The organism is Deltaproteobacteria bacterium, from assembly GCA_017302835.1.
Lineage (GTDB): Bacteria > Bdellovibrionota > Bdellovibrionia > Bdellovibrionales > Bdellovibrionaceae > UBA2316.
Genome location: JAFLCC010000006.1, coordinates 135198 through 160826, shown reverse-complemented (window position 1 = coordinate 160826; position 25629 = coordinate 135198). Strand labels below are relative to the sequence as shown.

Sequence of the window (25629 nt, the reverse complement as noted above, 5' to 3'; positions counted from 1 at the left end):
TCCTTTAATTTCCTTTAAAATCTGGTTTTCTTTTTTCAATAAAGGCTTTTGTTCCTTCTCTCACATCATTGGTAAGAAATAACTGAGAAAATTTTTCGGCTTCAAATTTTTGAGCTTCCTCAACTTCCATATCCCAGGATCTGTTAATAGATAGTTTACCCTGGGCGATAGCACTAGGGGCCCTCTGAAAAATCAATGCAAATTTCTTTTTAACGACACTCATCAATTCTTCTTGATTATCGACGATCTGATTAACCAAGCCCATACGGTAAGCTTCCTCGGCACTAAAAATTTCACCGGTATAAATCAACTCTCTAGCCTTACGAATTCCAATCGCCCTTGAGAGTCTGACAGTACCTCCAAATCCGGGGATCAGCCCCAAGGTACATTCAGGAAGACCAAATTTGGCCGCTCTGGTGGCTACAATAAAATCGCAGGCGAGTGCCAACTCACAGCCACCGCCAAGGGCAAAACCATGAACAGCGGCAATCACCGGAATTTTTAATAAATTCAACTCATGAAAAACACTATGTCCTTTGATAGCAAATTGCATGGCTTCTGTTTCACTTAACTCTGACAATTCTTTGATGTCAGCTCCTGCAACAAAGGCTTTTTCTCCATCCCCTTTAATAATCAAACCGCGGGCATGATCAAATTCCATTTCAGAAAGTTGCCGCAAAAACTCACCAAGCTCATCAATGATTTTGGTATTCAATGCATTTAAAGCCTGGGGCCTTGAAATTGTCAAAATCCATAACCCATCTTCTTGTTCACACCTTAGAAAATCGTAATTAAAACCCATATTGCTTTTTTCCTATTGAATTAAGAATGAGTGACTAAGTTAGATTTTTAAAAGCGACAGTCAAGAAGTCTTAGCGCAAATCGATGCGCATCATCGAATGGGGCTCAATGACAACTTCAAATTTGGACCCAACAGGTAGGGATTTAGATTTAATAGTGATATTATTTGGATTAGATTCGTTGTTATCTGAAAGCAATCCATGGCTATAGGAAACCAATTGCCCTTCGGAGGGTGTGAACCCGTCAAATTGAATTTTTACGGCGGATCCAACAGCATAATCGCTATTCAAAATAAAAACATGATAACTACCCGTACTATCTTTAGATACAAAGGAACTCAGATTCGAATAGCTAGTATTAGAGGGAATAATTCCAACCCCACCAGTAATGACAGTTGATGAAGCTCCCGTCAATTGGGAGCTGATCAAAGTGTCCCCAGCTGCACCACTCAAAAATGAAAACGCCAAACCTGCCGGACGTAATGAAAACTGATTGGAAGAACGGGTGATTCCATACCCAACTTCCTCTGAAAAATTAAAAATATGAGCCCCCGGAATCTTTTGATTGATAAGTTGAAAATAAATTTGGCCAATCACTAAACCAGATTGAAAATCTTTAAGATAATCGGTGAGAATTTCTTTGGGCTCTGATTTTTCAATATTCACGTGAAACTCAGTAAGCCATAGAGGCAACCCACCTGTTTTAGAGACGACCTCTAAAATATTTTTTCTCAGGACTTCTCCACCAGACATAACGTTTCGAAACCGTGTGGCTTCATCTGGATCGTAACCGTTATAGGAATAAAAATGCCCATGCGTGAAGTCAACAGTGCTTTTGAGCCCAATGGAATCAGAAAAAACGTCAGCATTCCAATTCTGCAAAAAGGGAACGGCTGCAATCCAATCGGCCAAGTTGAAACCGGCCTCCACTACTCCACTTAAAAAGACAGTTTTTCCTAAATACGAAGCCTTAGATCGAACTGCAGAGGCTATGGATTTGGTCAAACTCACATAATTACTTCCACTTAAATAGGACAAAGCGGGTTCATTGCCAATTTCAAAATATTTGACGTTCCAAGGAGTGACCCTCCCATTATTTTTTCTGAGGGTTCCCATGGTAGTTGCATCCCCGCCAAGGATATATTCTATCAAATCGGCAGCATTTGCTGGGCTATCTAAAACATTGATCTCTAGCAAGGGTTCCACATTCAGTTCTTCACAAAGATCAAGAAACTCATGGAGTCCAAAGGAGGGTGTTTCATAAATTCCCAAGTCATTGAGCATTTCACTACGACTGATCCTGGTTCCTATTGCTGATTTCCAAAAATAACTATCAACTGAGGAACCACCAAATCGCAATGACTTCACCTTTAACTCTTGCATTCGATTCTTCACCAGGTTTTTTACTTGAGGCTCAAAACCCGATCGACTTAATCTGACCTCATCAATTTGAATTGTACCCGCCGTGGCCAAACAAAGTCTAAAATAGGCTGGCTTCGAAGATCCTGTTGCCGTGAGAGCCAGCGCATGTCTCGTCCAAGACCCATTTACAGTAGCAATATAATCAGAGGCCGACGAGATTGGCATCACTTTGGTATCAGCAAAAAAGGCCACCAAAGCGGTGGTTCCAGACACCCCCAATGAAGAAAAATTTAAAGTAAATTGATTCCCACTTTGTACCCCGTCAAATAAAATTTGATCTACACAGGTGTAACCATTTGAGGTTTGAGCCATTGTCACAAATCCATTAGATGCATGCCCCCCTAAAGGACTTGGATCACCGACTCCTGTACCAACTGAAATAGTTCCACCGGTAGCCGTTGATGGACTAAATACCCACTGCTTATTTTTTACATCATTTTGTTGACGAAAAGAACGATCTCTCAGCAAATCACCATACTCTACGATTTTTGATCCTTGATCCGTCCATCCAACATTCACACCAAATAACAAGGGACTGATCGTACTTGAGCTCTCCGTATCATGTACTTTCAAAACAACTTGATTGGGATCCCCTTGATTATTATTTTCATCTAACGGAACAGGCTCTGGTTGACTATTACTAGATCCGCTGCAATTCGTATAAAATAGGAAGACCAGGCAGATGGAAAAAAACGGTACAAAAATCAACCTTGTAAGTTTGATAATTCTTTTCAATTTTCACCTACACTCATTTTATCTATTCTAAAAATCCGCATGACCCACTTAATCCTGATACACTCAATAAAAAGAATTCGCTGTCTACCAAAGTAACATATATTGCCACATCATTCCAACCTTTTGGATTCAAATTTACGTTTAAGTATCATTTTGATACTTAAATTTCATACTTAAATTTGATAAACGAATTGTGAAACCTCAATATTGGTAGAATCCCTTTCCCACTTTTTTACCTAACCAACCAGCCTCTACATATTTTGTTAGCAGAGGACAAGGACGGTACTTGCTATCACCAAGTCCCTGGTGCAATACATTCATAATTGCAAGGCAGGTATCAAGCCCGATAAAATCAGCTAATGCCAAAGGGCCCATCGGTTGATTCGTTCCCAGCTTCATTGCCGCGTCGATACTTTCAACCCCGGAAATTCCTTCATGTAAAACATAAATAGCTTCATTTATCATGGGCATTAAAATTCGATTTACAATAAAACCAGGCATATCTTTAACCGAAGGAACAAAAACTTTTCCCATTTTTTCAGTCAGCTGCTGAACCAAAGCAAAAGTTTCATCTGATGTTTGCAACCCTCTAATCGCTTCAACCAATTTCATTAAGGGTACCGGATTCATAAAATGCATTCCTGCAATCTTTTCTGGGCGCTGAGTGCAGGAGGCTATTTTGGTTATGGATATCGAAGAGGTATTTGAAAATAAGTAGGCTGTTTTTTTAACAACTTTATCTAACTCGGAAAATATTTTTAATTTGAGCTCTATATTTTCGGTTGCTGCCTCAATCACAACATCACAGTCTTTAAGAGCCTCGTAGTTGGTGGCCGTTGAAATACGACCAAGAGCTTGATCGCGGTCAAGTTCAGTCAGTAGATTTTTTTTTATTAACTTGTCCAATGAGGCCGTTATGGTTTGCAGACCTTTTTCAATCGATTTCTCAGAAACATCCATCATGACAACACTAAATCCAGAACTTGCAGCCACTTGGGAAATTCCATTTCCCATCTGCCCTGCACCCACCACTCCAATTCTTTTTATCATTTCCATCTCTATTTTCCTCCGACTATCTGCGAAATTAATATCTTTTTAAGCTATGACTCTAACCTAAAGGCAAGTTTTAGGTCAAAAGGTCTTGTGAGGTAAAGGTGCATCATAAGATAATAAGATGAAGTGAATCAGCAAAAATTATTTTTACTTTATCTTTCAATTTTTTTTATCATATTTTTCATTGATTCTTCAACGGCTGATATCTTCACTAAAAAAGCTCCTTTATTTTATAAAACGCCCGATAGCCTTTTTCCTTCAGGCCAGTTATCAGAAGAAGAACTGTGGACGAAAAGAATCCGATCTGAAACGACTAGTTCTTTTCAAGTTCAATGGGATCGAAAAGTTTTTCAATACAAACAAGAAGAACTGCTTAAGGAGATCCAAGTGGCAGATCAGGCCATTGTCAGAACGGGCCTGATTTTATTTCAAGATTCCAACTTTAAACAAAAAAACAATACAAGCGTTTCTAATCAGGAGGTGGTTAAAATACTCAGTTTAGGACCTTCATGGGCACTTGTTGAAAAGTATAAAGGTAATGGAAAAGGTTACCTACCACTAGATTTATTAGAATCTTTTTCTGAGGATATTGGTGTTGGTTTCACTATCACCTCGTTATTTTTAAAAGAGCAAAGAAAAGAAAACTCTAAGCTTATCACCACGATTCCGCAAAAAGAAAGAGTTAAGATTATTTCTTGGGATAACGAAAAGCTGTTTATTCAATATCAGAATTTTAAAGGGTATGTAAATTCTGAGCTTGTATTTATGAAAGCCGACTTTGCCACTCAAGCTCTGCACCAAAAGGATGGTTGGCTAAGCATTAGTTATCGAAAAGGGACTCAACTGGTTGATGCAAACAAAAAAGAATATCCCATTTCAGATTTCAAAGCCTATATCACAAATAAATACTTAGCTTTTTCTTTAATAAATAAAATTAATGGTCCTAAAATAAGATCACGACTGGAAATCAAAAATCTAAGCGGTGAGTATTGGCACGTCTCTTTGTTGCCAGAGCATGGAGAAGTTTGGTGGAAAAAAACGATGCCCCATTTGGAAAGAACCAACAAAGAACAAATATTAAAAACAGATGAGTTAATAAAACGAAAAATATACTCCATGGCATTTTATCCTGAAACTAAACTCAAGGGACTCATCTCGGCAGAGGGAGTTTTCAAAACAATAGATGGTGATCATTGGAAAAAAATAGATTTTTTTAAAAATGAAAATTGGCCAGTGACTATTTCTAAAAACAAAATTTGGATTGTCGGTAATTATAAAAGCCTGAATGAGGGAGAAAGTTTTGAACCCTATATCCGCTGGGACACCCTGTCTCAAATGGTGGAAAGTACCTATTCTCTTTCACCCAAGTTTATGAAATTACTCAAACTAGAAGCCAAAGAAAATAATGATATTGATCTTTGGCTAGATACTGGGTTTAAAAAAATCAAAATGAGACACTCCCTGGATTCATCTCAGTGGACCCTTTTGAAGTAAGAGCGTATTTGAAAGGTTCATGCGAATAAATAAGACAATACTGAAGAATTGTGGGCTTTCGTCTAAGTATTATTCGATTTTAAACCAATCCCTTCGCTTTGGTTCTTTTTCGCCTCATGATGATTCATTGGCACGACTTGCAGCGTTATGATCTCAAGAGGTATGTATGAGATCAAATTTAACAGTTTTTTTATCCGTTTTAAAAATAGCATCTATGGCATCAATCGCATTTATAGTTAGCTCCCCTTCGTGGGCTGCTTATATAGAAACAACATCATTTGAAAAACTTTCTTATAAAAAGAAATATGAATTTCAAACCTACAAGTCTCTCAAGGATTCAAAAAGAGCACTTACCTATCCCAAGATTTTAGGAAGCGATAATTACACTGTAAATACTCGGTTATCTTTAAACTCAAAAGGTGAATTTTATTTTTGGTACCATCAATTAAAAACTGATCAAAATATTTCCTATCAAAAAAATAAACCTTATAGTCTAGAGACTTTTCTACCATCAACAATCAAAATAGATTTACATAAGGTAAAATACAATTCTTCCCACAAAGGATTATCTCTTCAGTGGTTAGAGTGGAAGAATAATCAGAATTTAAATAAAAGCGTCCTAAACAAAGAAGTCTCCATTACAAATTCTGATTTTCAAGGAATCATTTCTGAGTACACCCGAGAGCTAACAAAAGAAAAAATTAAATTCGGTGATCTTATTTTATTTTTAGGAACGGATGATATCGATAATAACACCGATCTTATCGCCTCTATGATTTACATGGGCAATGGTATTGTTTTAGAAAAAATGAAACTCCCTGGAAATAAATATATGACGAAATTTTCATACCTTAAAGATGTCCAAGATCGATATCAAAAAATAGTTTTAGATTTAAAAATGAGCGCACGAAGAATAAAAACCAGTAAACAGTTTAATCTTGCCGACAAAATGGAAGAAATAAAGGAACAAGATCTAGGTCTAGAGGCCAATAAAAACCAAGATCAGGAGAAAAGGCTTTAGAAATATATGTTGTTTAATGATCACGACATCTAATAGAATTAATTGTGGCCGATTCCAAAAAAATCCTTAAAGACACTTATTTATTTCGTGACGGAGATGCCCCGGATTATATGTATATTGTTAAGTCAGGACAGTTTGCGATTACCAAATCAAAAGGTAACTCAGAGATCACCTTGGCTGAAATTAAAGCTGGAAATTTAGTTGGCGAGATGGCCATCTTCGACAAAAAACCCAGATCTGCCAATGTCAAAGCCATGAAGGATTCAGAGGTCATCGCCCTGCCTTACGAAACGCTCAACCAACAATTGGAAAGCCTTCCTGTGTGGGTGAAAGCCATCCTCCGAAATTTAAATGATAATATCAGAGAAGCTAATAAAAGAATTAAAATGCTTGAGTCTTCAAATCCAGACGAGGAAAGATTTCCTCCCCATACGATAAATAAATTAATTTCCATCCTTAGCTTTGTTGGATATAGGTTTGGAACTAAAGAAGATGAGGGTATACTCATTCCACAAAACCGATTAAGAAACACAACAATTCAAATATTTCAAGAAGCCACGAACAAAATGCAAAGTCTCTTAGCGGCGCTGGAAGAAATGGCTCTTGGAAAAGTCGAAGAACTCGGTGAAGGAAGACAAAAAATAGTTTTATACAAACTCGATTTACTTTTTGAATTCGTAGATTGGCATAATGAGTGGATATACAAACCAGAAAAAGATAAGATTTCATTTTCTTCAGAAGAAATTAAAACTTTTAATGGCATCATCAACTATGCTAAAAAAATTGAGCCAAATGCTAAGGGCGTTCGAAAAATCAATGTTAATGATTTACAAAATGATTCCATGAAAGAATTAGGATTTTTATTAAAGGTAGAAGACCTCAACCCTCTTATTGAAAAAAATATTGTCAGTGAAAAAATCATGGAAGAAGGCGGTGTTTTTGTTAATATCATTCTTTCTGATATTGAGCGCTTAGCCACCTTCTGGAAAATGATCTGGGATTTTAAGAAAATCTTGAAATAGTCGTTGTCGTTGAGAGCCCTTTATTGTCCATAAATTACTAATTTCCACCCAGTTAAAGTTCCTTGATTTCCTGTGCGACCATCAATGACTCTCAGTTTCCAGGTCCCCACTGAGGGCTCAAAATAAAATTTATTAGTTAAGAAGGTGAAAGAAGTCAGATTCTGAGTTCCATCCAAGCTGTTATTCATGTTCACCAACACACTTCTTTTATTATTAGGATTGACTAACTCCACGGCTAACTCTCCCGCATTTGGATGGGTGACACTCACCTCTACTTGGATAGCTTCTATTCTTAAATTATCAGCAACACTGATAGTGCTTGAAACTCCATCTTTGTCATAGTCAGGAACTGGCAAAGATAATCCTGAAATTGGAAATTCCTTTCTTTGCAATGAACTCGTAAATAAACTCGTGTAGGTCCTTGCAAATTCAACTGCCGCATCCACATTGATCAATCCAAAACCAAAAAGATTATTATAATTGAAACCAGCATCATTAACTACCCATTCATCGTCCCAAGTATATCCCGTAGGGGATTTATGATTTGCGAATCGAGTGGAGTTATTTTGATATAAAAAGTTTTCAAAAGGTTGTCCATCGCTAATACCTTTAATCGCTGTTTTAGCTAAAATATATTTAACATCTCTCCAAGTTAATAGAGGGAAGGCTTGTAACAACAAAGCAATACTGCCAGTGACATTGGGAGCCGCACTGGAGGTTCCATTAAAGGTTACCGTGTAGTTACAACTTCCATTTCCATTTGAACCCTTGAGAAATCCGCTCCCTAACTCTGCAAGTGGCGAGGTCAAATTTTTATTTGAATATCCCAAAGTACAACCCGTCCTATCCGTTGTCACCATAGCTGGAGAAGTCACCCCATCATCTCCACCAGGAGCGCTGATCCATAAATTGGAACCAGGAGAACTGTAGTAGGCATTTTTTCCATTTGCCAAAATAGCTCCGACATTTATGGAATAGGGTGTGATATTGTTACCATCAAAGTTTGCAGAACCGAGTCGATAGTCATTCACACTCCGACCAACTAACTCTAATCGAGAATTTCCCGCAGAGCGAACATATAAGACACCTTTTCCAGAGCGTCCATTTTCAGTACCAAACTTTAATTGATCATTAAAAGTAGGTTCAATTTCCGTATAATTTGTTTGAGCGTAACCCCAACTCATGTTGACAACATCCACACTCCCCTTGGCTTGATCGGCAATCACAGCAGAAGTTCTTGTCACATTTTCAGACATAAAGTTAGTGGCCACTATCTTGGCCTTTGGTGCCACTCCCAGAGACCCCTTTCCATTCCATCCTACGGCGGCCACAAGGCCTGCGACACTGGTTCCGTGGGAATCGACATCTGAAGGAGCAGCTGAATCACTTAACCAATTTGACACTATATAATCTCGGTATTCCTTTCCAGAAAAAAGATTATCAACCAGGTCTTCATGGAGTTTCTCAATACCGTCATCACTGATTAAAATTTTTATTCCTTGTCCATAAATCCCACTGCCCCATGTTTTTTGTAAACCTAAATCATAACCCACCGTTGCTGCTGTTCCTGAGAACACATTCTGACCCGTATTTTTCAAATGCCAGGCATAAATAAATAACGGGTCTGAAACGTCCTCATTTGCCGATGGTGGAGAGACAACACCAAAGCCATTCTGACTGCAGTTTTGAAAAAAAACCGATATAAAGGAGGACAGTATAAATAAAATTATTAATTTCTTTGCCATTGATCTCTTACTATTTCAAAATGAAATTTTTCAACTCGAAAGTCACTTCCTAGCTTCGAGCTTAAGTGGGATAATTGATAACTTTCACGAACAGTAAAGTAAAAGGTGTTTATCTCTGGACTCGCTCGTTCCAATTGAAAATGATAATCTTTAGCAATTTGATCACTTTCTAATAAACTAAAAATCTTAAGGATAACTTTCCCAGTGAGCACAGCAAAAATTTTCTGATTTTCATTGTAAATTAATTTTGCATTCGGCAAAGCCTGATCCTCATTTGTAGTCACTCGAAAGGTGGAAACTTGCAACAATGGGTTTTCAATTTTTTCAAATGTGACATAGGTCCCTGGAAACTCAAACCATTCCTCTGAATGATCTTTTTGATAAAAATCAGATCTCACCCGTGGATAAGTCTTAATAAATTCGTCCTCCTTCAATCTGCGGCTGGCACCATGACGGCTGTCCTCACTGGCCACCACACGAAGAGGATTCGTTTTTTCCTCAATCAATGAGTCCATTTTTTGATTCAAACTATTTTCCAATCGAGATTTCTTTTTTGTATCATTCTTATTTTTGACAGCTTTTACATCGTTTACATCTTTTATCTGAAGTGAACCCTTTATCTTTTCGTTTTCCTGAATTGAAGAAAATTTGCTGGTTGAGGTAAAAGGTTCTGCGATAAAATAAGGATGAATAAATAACCTATACAAAATAAAACTCACAATGAGAGTTGCCAACCCAATGCCCCATGGTCTCATTCCTTAATTATATTCAACTTCTTTACGATTGTGGATTAATAAATTGGCTCATCTCATTTTGAGACTAGGATCTAAACCTTAGTGGTAGCTCTTTATTTTCTAATTTTGAAACTGTTTGCTCGCCAATCATATGAACGAACAGTGTATTGGTCTGTCCAGATTGCTCTACGGGCAATCCTAAAGTTAGAATAATTCTATCACCAGTATTCGCAATACCGAACTTGATAACAATAGCATCCAGTTGGTTAATAATATCAGAAAAATTTTTATAATCTGAAATCAGTAAAGTTTGCAATCCCCAAATAAGTTCTAACTTATTCAATACATTTAATTGAGAAGTCATGGCATACACTGGCGCTTGAGGACGAAATCCAGAAATGGTTTGCGCGGTTTTACCTGTCGTCGTCAAACAGATGATAGCTTTTGCATTTAATTTCAATGCAGACAAACAAGCACTGGCTCCAATACTACTTGGCACGCTTAATAATTCTGTTTCTAGAGATATTCGATTGTAATTCTCTTCATTTTTTTCAACTTCATAAATAATTTCATTCATGGTTTGAATGGCTTTGAACGGGTATTTTCCACTGGCACTTTCTGCTGATAACATCAGAGCATCCGATCCATCCAGTACAGCATTCGCAACATCAGTAATTTCTGCCCTTGTCGGTCTTGGATTTTCAACCATAGAATCAAGCATTTGTGTAGCCGTAATGACGGGCTTATTTAATTCGTTACTGAGTTTGATAATTTTCTTTTGAATCCCAGCTAACCGACTTTGACCGACTTCCACAGCTAAATCACCTCTGGCAACCATAACTGCATCAGAAAGTCTAATGATTTCATCCAAATTATCTAATGCCTCCAGCATCTCAATTTTGGCAACAATCTTTGCCTCACTATGATGTTTTTCAATCAACTCTCGCAATTGTCTAATATCTCTACCATGACGTACAAAACTTAAAGCCACATAATCGACTTGATTTAACAAACCTAACTCCAGGTCTTTTAAATCTTTCTCTGTTAATGAATTGACTGGCAACTGGGCTTCGGGAATATTGATACCTTTCCTATTTTTTAAAATACCACCATAGATGACTTTGAGTTTCACTCGCGGTTTGTTGACTTCAATAACTTGAAGTTCTATTAAACCGTCATCAAACATGACTTTATAACCTGGTTTTACAATATCAGGCATAGATACTAAATCAGTGGGTATCAAAGAATCGTTTCCTAGAATTTTTTCTGTTGTCACCTCGACAATTTGGCCATCTTGAAGATTGATTTGACCTTCTAAAAATTGACCCACTCTAATTTTAGGCCCTTGTAAATCCTGTAATATAGCAATAGGGGCATTCAGTTTTTTTGAAATTTTTCGAATTATTTGAATATGACTTAAGTGCTGTTCATGGCTTCCATGACTAAAATTTAATCGAGCCACATTCATGCCGCTTAAAATAGCTTTTTCTATGGATTCCTCAGTGCTTGTGGATGGGCCAAGAGTGGCTACAATCTTTACTTTCCTCGCATTTAGTTTCATTTCTAGGCTTTCTTGGTGTAGTTCTGCATTTTTAAAGACATCTTCTTTAAGTCTTCTTGATGGTTTTCATTTGTTCTATTCAAAACATCTTCGTATTGTTCTTGAATACCTTGAATCTTATTTTCGTATTTTTTTTCCATTGAGTTTAAACTCATTTTTAATTCTTTATCTTTATCATAAACTTTAATATTCATTTGATTTTTAAAACTCTTTATTTCTCGATCTTTTTCATCATTCATCTTTGCTATTTTAGCTTCATAGTCATTTGCTGTTTTATCTAGCTTTCGTTCATAAATGCTCTTTAACTTTCGAAATTTTTCATTATAAATCTCATTCAGCTGTGAAAGATCTTTGTCGTTCTTCTCTCTTTGCTCGATGATTTTATCAACATATCCATTTTTCATCAAGTCTAAATATTCATCATAATAGGCGATTATTTTTTCTTCTTTATTATTGGCAGTTTTTTGAATACTGCTTACTCTCTTGTCTGTAGCATTTTGCACGTTAAACACTTCATTCTTGTGCATTTCTTGAACTGCTTGCCGGTCTTGTCGGTGCTTTTCATTGCTTAAGTTTTTATCAATTTTTTCTCTTTTTAAGTTTTGCGCATTAAAGTCATTCTGCTCATTAAGTATTTTTCCGATCCTTTGATCATTTACAGATTTCAGAGCTTCTCGTTGTTCAATTAAGTTTTTTTCTAGTAATTTTTGTTTTTCTTCATAAGCACTTACTAAATGTTGTTTTTCAACCTCATTGAGCTTATTTTTGCTTTGTTGATCGGCATAAATTCTATTTTTTAAACTAAAGATTTCTGACTCTTTTGATTTCACTTTGTTATTTAATCTTTCATCAATTGTCGCCTTAAACTGTTCGTTGGATGCTGTCAAATGATCCTGTAACTCTTCATACTTGGCATCAAATTTTTCTTTGTTTTTTTCTGTAGCATGTTTTAAAATTTGATTCTTTTCATCCAAACTATCAGAATATTTTTGATTCAGAGCCAAAACCGTATCAGAATATTTATGAGACCAATTTTGTCCTTCACGAGCCTTATTTTTATCCATTTCAGAAATTTTATCTTCATAATAAGACTTTAATTGTCCTCGTTCCTTATAATTATTTTCTTTTTCATCATGCCGTCCTTTGATAAGGGATTTAAGCTCCCTATCATAGGAACTTTGCAATTTCTCTGCATTCTTATGAATCCCTTGTTCCATCTCTTCGCGTTTTTTTTGATGGAGTTCTGATACCATTTCATCCCTTTTTTTGATTTCTCCCTGAAAGTTTTTTGTCAAAAGATCTTTTTGACTCTCACCAATTTTTTTTTGGGTATCTGATTCCGCCTGATAATTTTCAGAAAGCACCTGTCTTTCGTTTTGAGCTGCCTCCATTTTATTTCTGAGCTGATTTAAATAAACAGATCTGACGTCAGATATTTGTTTTTGATGTTGTTGTTCTTGATCTGTTAAGCGTTCACCAAATTTATTTTGGATATCACCAATTTTACTCTCATAGGTAGCTTTAACTTGTTTTAATTCATCATTGTGTAGTTTTTGATTTCGTTTTATTTCTGCGTTTTTTCTTTTTTCACTTTGAACCTCTCGGCTTTCGTATTCTTCACGAAGATCCGTCAACTTATTGGTATCACTAGCCCTTTCAGCTCGAGAAATTGTCATTATTCCCTCCTGGAATATTTAGAGCGTGCCTGAAACGTTCAAACACGCTCTTATATTTTATAAGACTTTAATAATTTATGTCTTAATTTCTATGAAATATGAGAAAATATGGACTAGACTCCTACCGTTCAAATACTTTATGATAGAACTGTTGCTTTGTTCGTAGAGAGGCAAGATCTCTTTTTGCTTTGTCGCTGGCCTTTTGTCTTTCTTTCTGAAGCTCTTCCTCGTTCTTTAAGGCAATTAACTGATCATTCAGTTCCGAGAACCAACGAGTGTAATTTTTGTATTTTCTATGAAATTCCTTTGCGTATTTTAAAATTTCAGAAGGTGATTGGTTCATGGTTTTAGCATATGCTGATAAATGCGGTTCTAGAGGGATAAGCCTCAAGGAGCTAAAACTAAAGTTATCGGACCCCTCAGGCACCAAATTGATCTCGAATCCTTCAGTGATTTTCATACTTGAATATCCAGCTGAATTGATGACTGAAGTCCTTAGGACTATCTCAGCCACACCTTCCATGGTCCTAATCACATAGTTCTCAGGATTTCGGCTAATCAAGTACTCTCCTTTTAACAAGAAAATTGTATTATTTTCTATCTGTAACTCCACGGCAGAAAGATTCTTGATAACCATTGAGCCTTCAAGAAAATGAATTTTATTTTTCTGTATTTTAAGAATTGTTTGCTTCCCAAGAAAAAAGTCATTCTCACCCCAATGAACCCGTGACGTCTTACCTACCGTACCCAAATAGCATTTTTCAAAATGCGACTTAAAACATCCCCGAGGCGATTCGACAGTGGCCATCGCACTGAAGAAAAAGAAGCTAATAAATAAACTAAAGTTCCATATTCTATTCATGTTATTCACTTAAGTTTGAAAGAAGCTTTTTGGCCTCTCCGGTTAAGGCACTGTCATGAAATTGTGCTATGATAATTCTATAGATAGACTCTGCTTCATTTACCTGTTCTGATTTCTCGCTAATATTCCCAAGGCGGAGCAGAGAATAGCCCGTCATAATATGCTCAGGATACAAATTGATAAGTTGATTAATTTTCTCTACGGATTTTTCATATTGCTTATTCAAGAAATAAGACTCTGATAAGAAAAACAACACTTCAGGTTTAACAATAAATGTTTTTTCTTGACCTAAAATACGTTCTCCTAATTCAATAACTTTATTATAATTTTTTTCTCGAAAAAGACTTCGCAACTCTTCTATTCGCAGAAGTGAGAAATCAAGTTTGCGTACTGACGCTGGAGTCCTTAACCCCAATTTAATATGGTCTTTTACCAGAGAATTATTTTTCAATCGACTCTCTTGATCTAATAAACTGAGCACCTGCTGATTCATCTTTTCATTTTCCAAAGAAGAAATTTTAGTCTCGAACTCTTTAATTTCTAACTGATTTTTTAAAACCTTAATCTGTTCTTTATCTCCAGAGTTTTCAGCAAAAAAAACATCGAATTTCTGAAAACTCCAACTCAGACCTAAGAATAAAAGGGTAGAAAATTGAATGAAAATTCCCAATGGAACACGCATACCTACTTATCGGAAAATATATTTAAACTTTAAGGTGCATGTGCGATTGTATCATTTTGAAACACTACTTCATCTGCTCTAGCATTTCTTGAATCTTAGGATAGATATTCTTAAAGGGCTCTCGTCCGTAAAAACTTTTTTTACCATTAAAGTAGGACTTTAAATTGATATCTGGATTGATCATATTTTGATAAATTAAATCCTCGCACATGATAAACACCGCAGATAAGGGAGCAATTTTCTGTGCCGTTAATTCCATAGGAAAACCTTGCCCATCTGGTTTTTCATGATGCTGTCTTATAATCACATCCACATCAGGAGGGCAAAGAGGCCAGTCCAAAACCAAATTTGCAGCATCTAAGGGATGATTGTAAAGCCTATTCCCTTCTGGTGTGATTTTAAGTGAAGAAAAGTCATTTGCCATCAATAACGTTTGCTTGTCAGCAAAAAGATCTTCATCTAATAAAAAATCGTGCAACAAGGCTGCAAAAGTTAATTTTTCAATTGTTTTATCCGATTCCCACTTTAACCTCTTAATCACATCGGTCAGCATGATTGATAAAATAATTAAATGTGATGTCAATTTAAAGTTTTTTTTGTTTTTCAACAATTCATTTAGTCTGTTAAACGTGGGCTCTGTTTTGAGTATATTAATGACTGCAGATATATTTTCCTGAGCAAATTTCATAATTTCAGGAGTCCACCCAAAAACAGAGGTGGCCCTCTGAACCAATGACAAATCATTAGATAACAGATCTATTTTTTCTTGGCTCTGAGCCTTGTCCCATGCCATTTTAGATAACACAATTTTTTTAAAATCGTTCAAGAAACTATTAAATTCATTCTTTTGAACATAGAGTGAATCTACATTTTTTTTAATGAACCTTTCTTTATCTTCTAATTTAAATTCGATATCATTATGTGATACTTTAATAAACTTATCTTTGGAAATTTTCAGATACAAGGAACTATTTACTTTTCTTAAATGCAATAAAATATCCAAATTAACTGGAATAAAATTTTGCTGTTTGGGCTCACCTTCCAAAATAGCAGGTGATGGTTTTTTACTGGAAATTTGTCTTATCTTATTAAAAATAGCTTTGTCAGAAAATGGTTTATCTATATGATGAAAATGATTGTCATTTTCAAACTGTTTATGTTTTTTAGGGTCTTCAGAGCTGACAAGTACAAAATCTAAGTCCTTATGGGTTTTTCTCACTTCCGAAAAGAAAGAGCCCCCATTCATTTTGGGCATATTGTAATCGCAAAAAATCAAATCCAAATCTAAATTCTTATTAAAGATATTAAGACCACCTAGGCCGTCTAAGGCGGTAAAAATCTGGATATCAGGAAACTCCAACGAAATTAACAATTGAAGCAAATCTAAAACATCTGGTTCATCATCGACAAGAAGAATCTTCATACGACTATCATAAAATCATTGAAGTTGAAGGTCTACGGCATTTTGAAACATCTAGACCTACAGCCTGTCAGCTTTACTTTTGAATGATTCTGGTAAATTATCTATTATTTCAAGAAATTCATAATAGAACTTTTCAAAAGTTTTACCTTCCATTTTTTTTCTCAATAATGAATGCAATAGATCAAGGGAAATAAAACCCGCCTTATACCCCTTGTATAATTTTTCCCCCATCAAAGAACCCAATAAATTTGCACAGTGAATATAACTTGTTTTTTTCTGAACTATCATTTTGTTTTTCTCAAACGAACGTCCTGAAATTCTCATAACTTCTTTTGTTTTTTGGTAAAGAGCTAGTTTTAAGGCCTCTTTATCTGAATCTTGAGAGCCAAATTGAATCACTTTCTGTTTTATGTCCTTAATAGTTTCCGTTTTCCTCTTAGGATTTATGAGTTTTGAACCAAAATAACAAACAGCTTCTATCCAAATCAAGCATACAAATTCTTCTGGCAACTTGTGGGGAACCGATTTAATTTTTATAAGCGCAAAATAAATATACTGCATAGCCAACGCCGCAGCATGATTGATTGTCAACCTCCCTAAATAGCCAATTCCTAAATCAGGAATATAGAAGGACCTTTCCTCCTCAATCAAAATCTCATAGAACTTTAATTCATTTTCACTTTTTGACATCTTGATTTTTCTTAAAAAAGAAAAATCATTTGAAGTATAAACTGACAAATTTTTAGAATCACAAGGTATTTTAAGCTCCTTTGAAATGACTTTGATATATTGATCAACAAAGTCAGTAAAATCAGGATTCTCTGATTCAATTTCAGAATCATATTTCTTTTCTAGAAAGAGCAAATAGGATTGCCATTTTACCCATGGCGGAACATTCAATAAACAAAATTCATTCTCAGTAAATCTAACAAGATCTACATCATCTTCCCTATTTAGATCCATTAATTGAAAATAGATTTCGTCAATATTTTGAAAAATCTTTAATTTGCTTATCTTACTTTGTCTTTCTCCAAAATTTAGAAATTTTTTAGAAGTTAAATGAGACTCACCATATATAACAAAAATCGTTTCAGAACTTTTTTTAAGCTCCTGCGAGATAATTCGGGTGGCCACCCTATCCCTTTTGTAAAGAGAGTCTTTAAAAGACATCAACTTAAGATTATTCAAAGCAATCATTTTAATTTTTTTTTGTTTTGCATATTTAAAAATCTCTTCGTAATGCTCCCAGGGAAATCCCCAATTTTTTTTCCAATTTGTTTTTTTTAAAAACTCCTTATCGTTTATTTCACCAATTAAATATTTATCTAAATATTTCTGGTGCTGGAAAGAAATGCACTCAACAGCGATTTTAAAATCTAAATTTTTAAAATTCTTAATCAGTCGTAGGTGTGATTTTTGTGATTGATGAAGGGAATGAAAATCACCCAAAATAATTACTTGAGATTGATTCATTTTTTCAAATAGATCTTCTTTATTTGAAATGATCCATTTTCGATGACTTTCACTATCATACTTACTTCGATAATCTAGAATTTGTTTTCCAAGTTTTCCCCATCGTTGTTGAACTTGATGGTAAACATGCTGGTATAATTCTTTTTTAATATTTACCCATTCAACTAATCGTGCCACCCTGCATCTCCAAGCTCACAGCTTAAAAATTATTTCCCCTTATCACCTATTTATGATCTCATTAGGAAATGGAAACAAAAAGAAAAAAATTAATATCCCTTGCCCTTTGCTCTTCATTATTGTCTGCTGGCTTACATACCTACTTAAGTATTAAGTTTTATGGACTTAAATATGGCTTTTCTAACAGTAGCTTTTGTAACATAAATGAAAAATTTAATTGCGATGTCGCTTCAACAAGTAGCTTTGCTGAAATTTTCAATGTGCCCATTGCCTTACTAGGCCTTCTTACCAATTTAGTTTTAGCCATCTTTATTCTCAACGGATTTCTGAGCTCTAAAGAATCCCATCGCCCTTTTCGTTTTAGCTTTTATCTCGCAAATTTTGTTTTCTTCGTTTCCATTGTTATGGCTGCCATTTCAAGTCTTTATTTATCAAGCTATTGCCCTTTTTGCATTGGAACTTATTTCCTTTCGATGATTTGCCTCATTTCGCTTTACTTTACCTTTCCAAAAAACAGTGAACTCAATATATTTACTGACATATCTCATTTGTTTAAAGAGAATAAAGCCAGCCTTTACCTTCTGTTGGCTATTCCTATTCTCGGCTTTTTTATAAATTGGGATGTTCAAAAAAGATTCACTGGTGAAAGACTCGACTTATTTATTCAAGAAAGTTTACAGTCGTGGAAAAATCGAAATCAATTTTCATTTAACCCCACCACAGGATTAATTGCTGGAGATGAAAATGCTAAGTTTACCATCGTTGAATTTGCCGACTATTTGTGCCCTCATTGTAAACACGCAGTGACATCATTAAAAACATTTATGGCCTCCCATCAAAATGTGAAGTTAATCTACAAACCTTTTCCTTTGGATGGAACTTGCAATCCTGGACTTGATTCAAACAGCAAAGGAAATGGTATTAGGTGCCGACTTTCTTATGCTGCCTACTGCGCGGAAAAAGAGTTTAAACAAGGTTGGGATTATCATTATTTTATTTTTGAGAATCAAGAATCCTTTATTGGTATGGGCTCACTTGCTGAAGTAGATACCAAGTTATGCAGTTTTCAACCAGAAAAATGCGAAAATTTGAAAAGATGCATGGCCCTTGAAGAAACAGAAAACTGGGTCAAAGCAGCCAGTAAAGAAGGCGCAGAGGCTCAAGTTGCGGGAACGCCAACCATTTTTGTTAATGGGGTTAAATTAGATGGTGGTTCAAATTTAATGGTTCTAAAATCTCTGTATAAAGAACTTGGATTATAAACCTATTTTTGAAATAATGAAGTCCATTATTTTTTCTGCTGTATCAGTAATGACAACAAAGCTCGTCATTGCTAATCCTTGAAAGGTTTCCATAATAAACCAAGTGGTCATGAGGGCCATAAATGAGACCCAAAGTGCTCGGATCACGTAAATAGTGCTTCTCGCATCTTCAATGGAAAGATCTCTTTCGATTTTTTCTATCTTTTTTAACATGTAAACAAGCTCTTTAAAATGCTCTTTAAACCGATCCCTTAATTCTTGCTGTTTGGCTCTGGTCAATTGCTTAACTCCAGGAAATGTTTTTTTAGCTTTAATTGCAAAAATAAGATCAATAGAATGATTTACAAAACGTTCAATCTTAATTTTAAAGGTAGGATACTCACTTTCCTTACGATAAAAGGCTCTAAGATCCTCTATAGATTTTTCATATTTTTCTTCAGAGACTTGGCTTAAAATCAAATATCTTAATGAGTCTGACTTACCGTAATCCCCAGGATCAATGCCAAAATCAATAACTTTTTTGATTGGACTTGATGACGTTGCGTCTTCCATTTTAATCTCACCCATAGACTTTCTATCGGCCTTTGTCTGATTGACTTAAGACTAGATTTAGGACCTAGGGTTGTGGAAAATGGATCATTTTGAGATTATCTAGAAATGGACACCTATAATTCACTGCCAAGCAAAGAAGAAACAAAAGCTAATAAATCTCTTGAAACTCTGATTCAAATGAATGAATTAGCAAATGAAAAACTAAAAGTCAGTATTCGAAGATTATCTTATGCTGAGAATGAAATTGAGATTTTAAAAAATAAATTAAAAGAGTTGGAAGCTAACAACCAAAATCTTCAAGATCAGGAATTTATTAATTTCGAAAAAGAAAAAACAAGAAATGCCCAATTAAAACAGCTACAAGATGAAAATGAGATTTTAAAAATTCAGCATTCCCTAATCACTTCGAGGGAAGTGGATTTAAGAAATGAAACTCATCGATTAAGGAAATATCAAGAAAAAATAAATACCCAAGTAAAACCTTACTTCAAAGAGCTCAAAGAATATTCTAAAAATTTGGAGTTGCAAATTCAAAAAATTTCAGAGGTGAATGAACGCAAAGAAGTTCAGATACAGGATCTTAAAAATAGAGTATCTGATATGATTGATAATTTTAATTTTCAAATTGAAACTGAAAAAACAAGAAATGAAAAAGTCATTTCCCGATATGAAGAAATCGTTTCTCAAAATCATCAAGATTTAACCAAGCAAAAAGAAAACATCCATTTTCTTAATTCAAAAGTTGAAGATCTCGAACATTATCATCAAAAATTTTTAGAAACCGAGAATAAACTCATTGAAATGGAACGCTTTTTTTCTGAAAAAAGGATCCAATATGAAAAAACAACTCAAGATCTTAATGACAAAATTGCCGCCCTCCAACGCCTTGAGTATAAATATGAAACAGAGAATAAAGACCTAAAATTGACAACCAAAAAATTATTTGATGAAAATACAAAAACAAAGGAAGATCTTTTTAATACTGAAAAACAGCTGGAATCATTGAAATATCTATGGGATCAAAAAAATTCGGAGCTTATTAAATATAAACAAGCCATGGATTCATTAGAAAAAATCAATATTGAATTAAGCAAAAACCTTTCCTCCAAAAACAACTGTCTCATTTAGGATAAAAGGCTTGGGTCTCCAAAGAGCTGGTTTAAACTAGCTGGAACTAGGCAAAGTAATTAGCTTGTTGATTCACAAATTCAAATTTTAGATTCGGATATCGATCGACAAAAATGACCTTTTTGAAATCATCATTCAGTCCAATCACCGCCGAACTGATTTGATGAGAATGGAACAAGTTATCCATAACAGAGAAAAACAGGAGTATTCCATTTGATCCTACAAAACTAATGGAAGAAAAATTAAAAACCAAATTTTGATTTTTAAAGTCTCTGGCTAAAACTTCTTTTAAATAGTTCGTCTTTAAGACATCCAATTTACCAATTAAATTTATCTGATATCCTTCGCTTAATTGAATCACTTCTGTTTTCATACGCCCTCAATAAGGTTAGTTACAATCCATCGCTGTTCCTCTTTCGGCAAAACAACTTTATTAATAAATACCTCATTGATATTTTTAGTTTTTTTTAGACTAAAACCTATTAAAACCTCGACAAAACCAGACTAAAGTGATTTTATTTTTCCAATGCTTACGAATCTTAAGTCCTTCACCTATCTTCTTTTTTTAATATTTTTTTACTTCAACTTTTCTTTTACCTTAGCCGCAGAAAGTTCATTTTCTGCAAAAATTCAAGGACTTCTTATTCAAGCAGATTCATTGGATAGAGATACAGAAAATGAAATTGTAGAGCTCAAAGGAAATATACAAATTGTCTACAAGGAATATCATATAAAATGCGATCAAGCCTATATCTTCTTAAGAGCCAAGCGAATTCACATGTTAGGAAGAGTCATAATGACACATACTAAGTCCACTCTTGGCGGAGATCAAGTTTGGTTTGATTATGAATCTAATACGGGTCTTATTTCAAAGGGATTTGTCCAATCTGGGTCTGTAATCTTTGAAGGCGAACTCATTAACAAAACTGGCGAAAATGATTTTTTTGTGCAAAATGCTGATTACACAACTTGTTCCAACTGCCCGGCTTCCTGGAGTTTCCAAGGATCACAAATCAGAGCCGAACTCGGTGGCTATGCCTATATCAAAAACTCCTTTTTAAAAGTGGGAACCATTCCCGTCTTCTGGCTTCCCTACTTGGTTATCCCATTAAAAAGTGACCGACAGACGGGCTTATTGACGCCTGAATTCGAGAATTCTCAGCCGGGAGGTCTTACCATTTCCCAACCTTTCTTCTATGTCATATCAAGGAATCAGGATCTCACTTACACTTTAAAAAATTATGAACTCAGAGGTCCCAAGAGCTTGTTAAATTATCGTTTTGTTTTGAATGAAAACAGCTATGGGGAATTCAATACGGCCTGGCTCAGGGATAAAGTCTTTCAAAATGAGGACCGCATCAATTCCTTTAAGAGTGAAACTGAACAGGGTGAAGGATTTAACCGTTGGTTTCTTAAGTATGATCACTACCTTGAATTACCCAATGACTATATTCATCGATTACAAATGCTTAATGCCAGCGATCTGCAATATCCTAATGATTTTTCAAAAGAAACAAAAAATCAAAATGAACCTTCCCTTGAGAACCGCATGAGTCTTTCTAAAAATACAGAAAATACTCATTTCCACATTGATACAAGTTATCATATCAATCTTCTTAAAAGTGATCCTTTGGCCGGTAATGATGAAAGCGTGCATCGAACACCTGAAATTATTGTTTCTAAAATGCCCGAATTCATTTCTGATTCAGGATTTATATATAATTGGGAATTTAGTTACCTCAACTTAACACGAGCTGGAAAAGCCTATGATGATATCACTGAAAAAACTTTGAGTGATAGTACGAATAAATTAAGATACCCTACAAACTCTTGTGATTCTCCTAACTTTGATAGAGATCCTAATTGCAAATTAGTACAAGATGGTAAATTTGATTCTAATCGAGACCTCCTTAGAACGGGCCAAAGATTTGATTTTAAACCAACAATCGCTTACCCTTTAAATTTCAATGATACCATTGATATTTTACCAAAAATGACCTTCAGAGACACTCAATATCAGTTTCAGTTAAATGAGAATTCTGAAGTTTACCGTAGATATCTCAAGGCAGAGCTCGGCACTAGAACTCAATTTACTCGAGTTTATTCTGATTCTTCAGATCTTAACTCGTCCAAATACCGTCACGAGATTATTCCACAAATTATCTACAGCAAAACTCCTTGGGTTGACAAACGCAACCACCCCTTCTGGGGATTTGAAAATGAATCCCTTTTAGATATTCCTTTTACGAGTCAAAATGGCATCTCTGATGGGGACCTGAATTCGCCCTATGGTTTACAGTTTGACTATTTAGATAGAAGTTTAGATAGAGAAATTGTAACTATTTCCGTTGTCCAAAGGCTCACTGAAAAAATAACTAATCCTTCAGGTGCCTCCTACAAACAACTGGCTTCTCTCACCTTATCCCAATCCTATGATGTTTATCAGGCTGGTCTCAATACCCCTAACAAACAACCCTGGTCAAATTTGTCCGCCTATTTAAATATTAATTTTGATTATTTCTCAACAGCTTCTTCCTTTAACTACTATCCTTATCAAAAAGTTACTGATATTAATTCGGGTATTAAATTATCAAATAAGTACGGAAATTTTTATGAAATTAATTTAATTAAATCTAATCAGATTGTGCCAGGACAGGATGTGAAAAGCCAAGATGTAACGGAAGATTATCTCTTCCGATCTGGATTGATTTCAAAATATATAAACATAATCGGAGAATTTGTTTATGATGGGAAAAACCTAAGTAATTCATTTAATAATCGACTCAAAAAATGGGCCTACGTCGCTCAATTCAAACCTCCAGGAGATTGCTGGCTTATCACTCTAGCTCAATACCGTCCAACAACTGGTCCCCAAGAGTTAAAACTAAGGTTTGATTTTACTTTCGATGGAAATTCAAAACCACCCCTCACCATCGATGCCATGAATGAAATTATTAAATAAACTTATATAAAAAAAGAACTTGAGCCCCGTCAACTGATGGCATGAATAAATAATCGAATTTCTTTTTCTTTTGTTTTATATTAGGGCTAGGAAAATAGCTAAAGCTATCGACCATAGAATGACTTTCTTGGGTCGATAACCAAACCCCATAGCCAATTCCAAAGTACAATCCGAAGGAGGCTCCTCTGGCGATATTATTGTAATTTTCGTTTGGTTTTTTTTCAAAAACCAAACTTGCTAATCCAAGCCCCGCTCCCGCCAAGGTTCCATACCCACAGGAACTTAAAAAATTCTTTAGCTCCTGAGATTTTACCGATTGATAGCTCAAAATAAGGGTTAGGCCTAAAAACATTCTTATCATTCTGAATTTAATTAATTTACTTGAAAAGGTATGATTCATTTTTTCCACTTTAGTCTTCTAACTGAAAAAATTCAATACTTCCTTTTGCATCGACAAAAGCAATATGAAGTTCAATATCTTTTTTCCATTTATAGCTGAAGTATATCAACGCTTGATGAAGCCGAACCCTTTGTCGATTTGATAATCTTAAAAATAAATAGTCTCTATTGCTAACAGATTTGACTTCAATCATTTTAATGGTCTCATTTATGTTTTGCCCTTCGAATTTTGAAGTAAGAATATCGACTTCGGCATAGGGACTTTTGACTCTTCGACCTAGGATTTTCCATCCATTTTGCTCCAACCAAGAGCAAACTAATTCTTCACACCTTTGACCTTTAATATGTTCATAAAACATACTCCTTAACTCCCTTAAAAGAACGCCTATGCCATTTACTTGGGCCATTTTTTTGGATAAGGTCTCTGTGCAGCTGGGTTGCATAGCCTTTATGAATTTCAAATTTGTATTCAGGATACTCTTCGCCAATGGATCTCATTAACCGGTCCCGAAAAACTTTAGCTAAAACAGATGCCGCTGAAATTAAGGCAATTTTTAGATCTCCCTTAATAACGGGGGCCTGATCATAGCCAAGTAAATTAGGAATGATTTGATTCCCATCAAGTAATAATAATTTTCTTCCAGAGACTTTCCCCTTTAAATGATCTTCCAATTGTTGAACAGCTCTTTTCATTGATAACAAAGAGGCTTGCAATATATTTATCTCATCAATTTCTTCAGTGGAAGCAACGCCCATACCATAGGTTAATGAGCTTGAGAACTCATCGAATAAATCTTCTCTGCGTTTTTCGGAAATTAATTTTGAATCTTTAAATTGGACAAGTTCAGAAATGTGATTAAATTTAACAGCACAGGAAACAACAGGTCCAGCTAAACAACCACGACCAACTTCATCTGTGCCGACGATCAGATCATAGGGAAGCTGGTCCCAGTTTTGAATTTCTTTTGGACTAAGATTAAGCTTCTTTATTGGTTTCAGGAGTGTCACTAGTTCTTGCAGTTAAATCAGCTTCAATTCTTGCTGCTTTACCATGTAGACCTCTTAAATAATAAAGTCTGGCTCTTCTCACTTTACCTGCAACTAATTTTTCAACTTTTTCTAAATTACTACTTCTAAATGGAAAAGTTCGCTCAACGCCAACCCCTGAAGAAATTTTTCTCACTGTAAAACATTTTGCAGAACCTGAACCTTGGATCTTTACAACAACACCCTTGAAAATTTGAGTTCTTTCCTTCTCACCCTCTTTTACTTTGACATGAACATTCACCGTATCACCAGGGTTAAATTCTTGAATGTTTTTATTGACTGGTTTTAGAGTCAGTCTTCTGATTAATTCTGCACCTGTCTTATTTCCAAGAGTTTTCTTTGTTGCCGTTTTTTTTACAGTAGTTTGTTTAGTCATTGAATTATCCTTTTTGAAACTAT

General features: G+C 35.1%; 23 protein-coding genes. 6 read left to right on the top strand and 17 right to left on the bottom strand.

Translation table 11 applies throughout. The features are described 5' to 3' along the window. Positions 1 to 4: 4 nt before the first annotated feature. The 3 genes from J0M15_08740 to J0M15_08730 form a co-directional block, all read right to left on the bottom strand. Positions 5 to 802, bottom strand: a complete 798-nt coding sequence (locus tag J0M15_08740; protein ID MBN8537128.1) for an enoyl-CoA hydratase/isomerase family protein — start codon at positions 800 to 802, stop codon at positions 5 to 7. A 70-nt stretch (positions 803 to 872) separates the two neighbouring features. After that, positions 873 to 2957, bottom strand: a complete 2085-nt coding sequence (locus tag J0M15_08735; protein ID MBN8537127.1) for a hypothetical protein — start codon at positions 2955 to 2957, stop codon at positions 873 to 875. 201 nt (positions 2958 to 3158) lie between these two features. Further along, positions 3159 to 4013 (bottom strand): 3-hydroxybutyryl-CoA dehydrogenase, encoded by an 855-nt coding sequence (locus tag J0M15_08730; GenBank protein MBN8537126.1) that lies wholly within the window; start codon positions 4011 to 4013, stop codon positions 3159 to 3161. Between the two features lie 123 nt (positions 4014 to 4136). On the opposite strand from J0M15_08730, the gene J0M15_08725 reads away from it, so the two are divergent. The 3 genes from J0M15_08725 to J0M15_08715 all read left to right on the top strand — a co-directional run bounded on the left by J0M15_08725 (position 4137) and on the right by J0M15_08715 (position 7547). Beyond that, positions 4137 to 5504, top strand: coding sequence for a hypothetical protein (locus J0M15_08725; protein MBN8537125.1), 1368 nt, complete (start codon positions 4137 to 4139; stop codon positions 5502 to 5504). Positions 5505 to 5670: 166 nt separating this feature from the next. Then, positions 5671 to 6525: a hypothetical protein gene (locus J0M15_08720; protein MBN8537124.1), complete on the top strand. Its 855-nt coding sequence runs from the start codon at positions 5671 to 5673 to the stop codon at positions 6523 to 6525. A 44-nt stretch (positions 6526 to 6569) separates the two neighbouring features. Further along, a complete protein-coding gene (locus tag J0M15_08715) occupies positions 6570 to 7547 on the top strand; it encodes a Crp/Fnr family transcriptional regulator (protein MBN8537123.1) in 978 nt (325 codons plus the stop codon). 20 nt (positions 7548 to 7567) lie between these two features. Here the strand turns inward: J0M15_08715 and J0M15_08710 are convergent, their stop codons facing one another. The 8 genes from J0M15_08710 to J0M15_08675 all read right to left on the bottom strand — a co-directional run bounded on the left by J0M15_08710 (position 7568) and on the right by J0M15_08675 (position 17880). Then, positions 7568 to 9292: a S8 family serine peptidase gene (locus tag J0M15_08710; GenBank protein ID MBN8537122.1), complete on the bottom strand. Its 1725-nt coding sequence runs from the start codon at positions 9290 to 9292 to the stop codon at positions 7568 to 7570. Beyond that, entirely contained in the window at positions 9277 to 10026 is a 750-nt protein-coding gene (locus tag J0M15_08705) for a hypothetical protein (GenBank protein ID MBN8537121.1), read from the bottom strand. Before J0M15_08705 ends, J0M15_08710 begins: the two co-directional genes overlap by 16 nt. A gap of 85 nt (positions 10027 to 10111) precedes the next feature. Further along, positions 10112 to 11587, bottom strand: a complete 1476-nt coding sequence (pyk, locus tag J0M15_08700) for a pyruvate kinase (GenBank protein ID MBN8537120.1) — start codon at positions 11585 to 11587, stop codon at positions 10112 to 10114. A gap of 2 nt (positions 11588 to 11589) precedes the next feature. Next, complete coding sequence (locus tag J0M15_08695; protein MBN8537119.1) at positions 11590 to 13263, bottom strand: hypothetical protein; 1674 nt, start codon at positions 13261 to 13263, stop codon at positions 11590 to 11592. A 121-nt stretch (positions 13264 to 13384) separates the two neighbouring features. Beyond that, positions 13385 to 14125, bottom strand: a complete 741-nt coding sequence (locus J0M15_08690) for a hypothetical protein (protein ID MBN8537118.1) — start codon at positions 14123 to 14125, stop codon at positions 13385 to 13387. A gap of 1 nt (position 14126) precedes the next feature. Beyond that, the gene (locus J0M15_08685; GenBank protein MBN8537117.1) at positions 14127 to 14807 is read right to left on the bottom strand and encodes a hypothetical protein; all 681 of its coding nucleotides are present in this window, start codon (positions 14805 to 14807) and stop codon (positions 14127 to 14129) included. Positions 14808 to 14871: 64 nt separating this feature from the next. Then, positions 14872 to 16230, bottom strand: a complete 1359-nt coding sequence (locus J0M15_08680) for a response regulator (GenBank protein ID MBN8537116.1) — start codon at positions 16228 to 16230, stop codon at positions 14872 to 14874. A gap of 57 nt (positions 16231 to 16287) precedes the next feature. Continuing rightward, positions 16288 to 17880: a ChaN family lipoprotein gene (locus tag J0M15_08675; protein MBN8537115.1), complete on the bottom strand. Its 1593-nt coding sequence runs from the start codon at positions 17878 to 17880 to the stop codon at positions 16288 to 16290. Between the two features lie 68 nt (positions 17881 to 17948). Between J0M15_08675 and J0M15_08670 the strand changes: the two genes are divergently transcribed. Next, a complete protein-coding gene (locus J0M15_08670; protein MBN8537114.1) occupies positions 17949 to 19142 on the top strand; it encodes a thioredoxin domain-containing protein in 1194 nt (397 codons plus the stop codon). Here J0M15_08670 and J0M15_08665 read toward each other — a convergent pair. Then, positions 19137 to 19709, bottom strand: a complete 573-nt coding sequence (locus J0M15_08665) for a hypothetical protein (protein ID MBN8537113.1) — start codon at positions 19707 to 19709, stop codon at positions 19137 to 19139. The genes J0M15_08670 and J0M15_08665 overlap by 6 nt on opposite strands. 90 nt (positions 19710 to 19799) lie before the next feature. On the opposite strand from J0M15_08665, the gene J0M15_08660 reads away from it, so the two are divergent. Continuing rightward, positions 19800 to 20822, top strand: coding sequence for a hypothetical protein (locus J0M15_08660; GenBank protein MBN8537112.1), 1023 nt, complete (start codon positions 19800 to 19802; stop codon positions 20820 to 20822). A gap of 46 nt (positions 20823 to 20868) precedes the next feature. Here J0M15_08660 and J0M15_08655 read toward each other — a convergent pair whose 3' ends face one another. After that, the gene (locus J0M15_08655; protein ID MBN8537111.1) at positions 20869 to 21195 is read right to left on the bottom strand and encodes a hypothetical protein; all 327 of its coding nucleotides are present in this window, start codon (positions 21193 to 21195) and stop codon (positions 20869 to 20871) included. A 153-nt stretch (positions 21196 to 21348) separates the two neighbouring features. Here J0M15_08655 and lptD point away from each other — a divergent pair, with 153 nt between their 5' ends. Beyond that, a complete protein-coding gene (gene lptD, locus J0M15_08650; GenBank protein ID MBN8537110.1) occupies positions 21349 to 23784 on the top strand; it encodes an LPS assembly protein LptD in 2436 nt (811 codons plus the stop codon). Here the strand turns inward: lptD and J0M15_08645 are convergent. Genes J0M15_08645 through rplS form a run of 4 tightly spaced genes read right to left on the bottom strand, consistent with a single transcriptional unit; the run spans position 23777 to position 25606 of the window. Continuing rightward, the gene (locus J0M15_08645) at positions 23777 to 24193 is read right to left on the bottom strand and encodes a hypothetical protein (protein ID MBN8537109.1); all 417 of its coding nucleotides are present in this window, start codon (positions 24191 to 24193) and stop codon (positions 23777 to 23779) included. The genes lptD and J0M15_08645 overlap by 8 nt on opposite strands. Before the next feature lies 1 nt (position 24194). Next, on the bottom strand, positions 24195 to 24542 hold the full coding sequence (locus J0M15_08640; protein ID MBN8537108.1) for a YraN family protein: 348 nt from the start codon (positions 24540 to 24542) through the stop codon (positions 24195 to 24197). Continuing rightward, positions 24532 to 25143 (bottom strand): ribonuclease HII, encoded by a 612-nt coding sequence (locus J0M15_08635; GenBank protein ID MBN8537107.1) that lies wholly within the window; start codon positions 25141 to 25143, stop codon positions 24532 to 24534. The genes J0M15_08640 and J0M15_08635 overlap by 11 nt, the downstream gene beginning before the upstream one ends. 16 nt (positions 25144 to 25159) lie before the next feature. Then, positions 25160 to 25606, bottom strand: a complete 447-nt coding sequence (gene rplS / locus J0M15_08630; GenBank protein MBN8537106.1) for a 50S ribosomal protein L19 — start codon at positions 25604 to 25606, stop codon at positions 25160 to 25162. Positions 25607 to 25629 lie beyond the last annotated feature (23 nt).

Bases quoted from the DNA above. Each gene is read 5' to 3' on its own strand.
- rplS (MBN8537106.1), bottom strand. From the start codon at position 25,606: ATGACTAAACAAACTACTGTAAAAAAAACGGCAACAAAGAAAACTCTT.
- J0M15_08690 (MBN8537118.1), bottom strand. From the start codon at position 14,125: ATGAATAGAATATGGAACTTTAGTTTATTTATTAGCTTCTTTTTCTTC.
- lptD (MBN8537110.1), top strand. From the start codon at position 21,349: ATGCTTACGAATCTTAAGTCCTTCACCTATCTTCTTTTTTTAATATTT.
- J0M15_08720 (MBN8537124.1), top strand. From the start codon at position 5,671: ATGAGATCAAATTTAACAGTTTTTTTATCCGTTTTAAAAATAGCATCT.
- J0M15_08640 (MBN8537108.1), bottom strand. From the start codon at position 24,542: ATGTTTTATGAACATATTAAAGGTCAAAGGTGTGAAGAATTAGTTTGC.
- J0M15_08685 (MBN8537117.1), bottom strand. From the start codon at position 14,807: ATGCGTGTTCCATTGGGAATTTTCATTCAATTTTCTACCCTTTTATTC.
- J0M15_08665 (MBN8537113.1), bottom strand. From the start codon at position 19,709: ATGGGTGAGATTAAAATGGAAGACGCAACGTCATCAAGTCCAATCAAA.
- J0M15_08660 (MBN8537112.1), top strand. From the start codon at position 19,800: ATGGACACCTATAATTCACTGCCAAGCAAAGAAGAAACAAAAGCTAAT.
- J0M15_08680 (MBN8537116.1), bottom strand. From the start codon at position 16,230: ATGAAGATTCTTCTTGTCGATGATGAACCAGATGTTTTAGATTTGCTT.
- J0M15_08655 (MBN8537111.1), bottom strand. From the start codon at position 21,195: ATGAAAACAGAAGTGATTCAATTAAGCGAAGGATATCAGATAAATTTA.
- J0M15_08670 (MBN8537114.1), top strand. From the start codon at position 17,949: ATGGAAACAAAAAGAAAAAAATTAATATCCCTTGCCCTTTGCTCTTCA.
- J0M15_08740 (MBN8537128.1), bottom strand. From the start codon at position 802: ATGGGTTTTAATTACGATTTTCTAAGGTGTGAACAAGAAGATGGGTTA.
- J0M15_08710 (MBN8537122.1), bottom strand. From the start codon at position 9,292: ATGGCAAAGAAATTAATAATTTTATTTATACTGTCCTCCTTTATATCG.
- J0M15_08695 (MBN8537119.1), bottom strand. From the start codon at position 13,263: ATGACAATTTCTCGAGCTGAAAGGGCTAGTGATACCAATAAGTTGACG.
- pyk (MBN8537120.1), bottom strand. From the start codon at position 11,587: ATGAAACTAAATGCGAGGAAAGTAAAGATTGTAGCCACTCTTGGCCCA.
- J0M15_08730 (MBN8537126.1), bottom strand. From the start codon at position 4,013: ATGGAAATGATAAAAAGAATTGGAGTGGTGGGTGCAGGGCAGATGGGA.